This is a genomic window from Novosphingobium clariflavum (genome assembly GCF_026420865.1).
GTDB classification, from domain to species: Bacteria; Pseudomonadota; Alphaproteobacteria; order Sphingomonadales; family Sphingomonadaceae; genus Novosphingobium; species Novosphingobium clariflavum.
Genome location: NZ_JAPCWC010000065.1, coordinates 1 through 2,505, shown reverse-complemented (window position 1 = coordinate 2,505; position 2,505 = coordinate 1). Strand labels below are relative to the sequence as shown.

2 protein-coding genes are annotated in these 2,505 nt (G+C 63.0%); both read right to left on the bottom strand.

Going from position 1 to position 2,505, the window contains the following annotated elements; translation table 11 throughout:
- Positions 1-151: 151 nt before the first annotated feature.
- Positions 152-883: an IS21-like element helper ATPase IstB gene (istB, locus tag OKA11_RS24175; RefSeq protein ID WP_323748343.1), complete on the bottom strand. Its 732-nt coding sequence runs from the start codon at positions 881-883 to the stop codon at positions 152-154.
- Positions 883-2,394, bottom strand: coding sequence for an IS21 family transposase (gene istA, locus OKA11_RS24170; protein WP_267225139.1), 1,512 nt, complete (start codon positions 2,392-2,394; stop codon positions 883-885). The genes istB and istA overlap by 1 nt, the downstream gene beginning before the upstream one ends.
- Positions 2,395-2,505 lie beyond the last annotated feature (111 nt).

Genomic DNA, 2,505 nt, shown 5'->3' with positions numbered 1-2,505 from the left:
GTGTCAATCGGCGCGCAAACGGGGACCGGGATCGGCGTTCAATAGGGGACCGTAGTTTTGATGTGCGCTTACGCCGTTGCGGGACGGCGTAGGGCGTAGCCCGAAGACGTTCCGCAACGGCGGATGTCGTTTTTCTGGCCCGGAGCCGGGCTCAACTACGGTTTTTGAAGCGCCAGCTTTCGTTGCCGGTTTCGATGATGTCGCAATGGTGCGTGAGCCGGTCAAGCAAGGCCGTGGTCATCTTGGCATCGCCGAAGACCGTGGGCCATTCGCCAAAGGCGAGGTTGCTGGTGACGATGATCGAGGTGCGCTCATAGAGGCGGCTGATGAGATGGAACAGCAACTGGCCGCCGGTGCGCGCGAATGGCAGATACCCCAGTTCGTCAAGGATCAGAAGGTCGAGCCGTGAGAGATGTTCGGCAAGCTTGCCGGCCCGGCCCTGGTGAGTCTCCAGTTCGAGCAGGTTCACCAGGTCAGTGGTATTGTAGAACCGGACGCGGGCACCGCCGCGGATACAGTTGCGGGCAATGGCGATGCTGAGATGGGTCTTTCCCGATCCCGTGCCGCCGACCAGCACAGCGTTGCGCTGGCTGGCGAGGAAGCCGCCTGTGGCAAGGTCGCGGACCAGCCCTTCATTGATCGGCGTGCCGGTAAACTCGAAGCCGTCGAGTTCGCGGGCAAGCGGCAGCTTGGAGGCGGTCATCTGGTACTTGATGGAACGGGCGTGTTTCTCGGCGACCTCGGCCTTCAGCAGGTCGCCAACGACGTGCTGAACGGGATGCTGGCGCTTGAGAGCATCGGCAATTACCTCGTCATAGGCGTGACGCATGCCGGCGAGCTTCAACTCGGCCATCAGGCCGATTATCTCATGGCGCTCCATCATTATGCAGCCCTCCGCACGGGCAGCAGCCGATCGTAGCGGCCGGCATCGGCAATGGGCTCGATCTTGAGCTGCAAATGCTCCGGCGTGGCGATGCTGGGCTCCATCGGCGCCGATCGGGACCGGGCCAGGATATTGAGCACGACATCGGCGCTGGTGACCCCTTGGGCCAACGCTTCGGCGGCAGCCGCTTCCAACGCATCAAGGCCATCTACCGTGGCCGCCGTCAGGATCTTGACCATTTGCCGGTCACCATCGTCGCTGCCCTTCAGCTTGCCGCGAAGGCGCTCCAGTGCTGGCGGCAGGGCCAGTTGCTTGAACGGCGCGCCGTTCCTCAGCGCACCTGGCTTCTTCGCCAGAACCGGCACATAGTGCCAGGGATCATAGACGGTCTGCTCGCGACCGAAGCGGCGATCGTGTTCGGCGACGATATCGTCGCCCTGGCGGATGACGATGCGGTCGGCATAGCCGTGAACCTCGACCGGCCTCCCGAGTGCCCGCGCCGCCACCGAGTACTTATTATAGTCGAACCGCACGAGCAACGTCTTGGATACCGAGGCCGCGACAGCGTGGAAGCCGTCGAATGGGACCGACGGCATACGCATCAACGCCGGCTTCTCGTCCTCGAACACGTCGGCGATGGTGCGATCGCGCAGCTCGGGATGGCGATGGGCATTGGCGTGTTCCCGGCACCGGTCGAGCAGCCAGGCATTTAGCTCGTCGTAGCTGGCGAAGCGCAGTCGCGGCGTGAAAAAGCGTTCGCGCACCACGCCAACCTGGTTCTCGACCTGGCCCTTCTCCCACCCCGCCGCCGGCGTGCACGCGGTTGGTTCGACCAGGTAATGGTTACACATCTGCAGGAAGCGGCGGTTGAACTTGCGTTCCTTGCCCAGGAATACCGCATCCACCGCAGTGGTCATGTTGTCGTAAATCCCGCGCGTGCACACGCCGCCGAAGAAGGCGAAAGCTCGGGCATGCGCGTCGAACACCATCTCCTGCGTTTCACGCGGATAGGCACGCACGAAGAACATCCTGCTATGGCACAGCCGCACATGGGCGACTTTTACCGTCGTCGTCACACCGGCCAGCACCACGATCTCATGGCTCCAGTCGAACTGGTATGCCTCGCCAGGCTCGAAGCTCAGCGGCACGAATGCGGTCGCCGTGCGCCCCATTTCCTCGCGCTGCCAGCGGCGTGCATGGCGGCGAACCGTATCGTAGCCACCTTCATATCCTTGCGCCCGCAACACCTCGAACAACCGGATCAGTGTCAGCCGCTCGCGCCGCGGCTTGCGCTCGTTCTCCGCCAATAACCGCTCGAGTTCGGCAACGTGGGCGCCGAGCTTGGGCTTCGGCTGAACCGTGCGATCGTAATTGAACTTGCCGTCCTCAGCCTCGATCGCCTTCCTGACCGTCTTCCTCGATACATGCAGCCGCCGCGCGATCTCCCGCACCGACTGCCGCTGTACGAAATATGCACGCCTGATCCGTCCTATCGTCTCCACCGTCGTCATCCTCCGCCTCGTCGCCTGCCTCAACCGCAAGCAACAATAGATGACCCGGAGGCGGTCCCCGATTAGGCGCCGATCACCGAGTCAGGTGGGCACCAATTGCACGCCGATTCA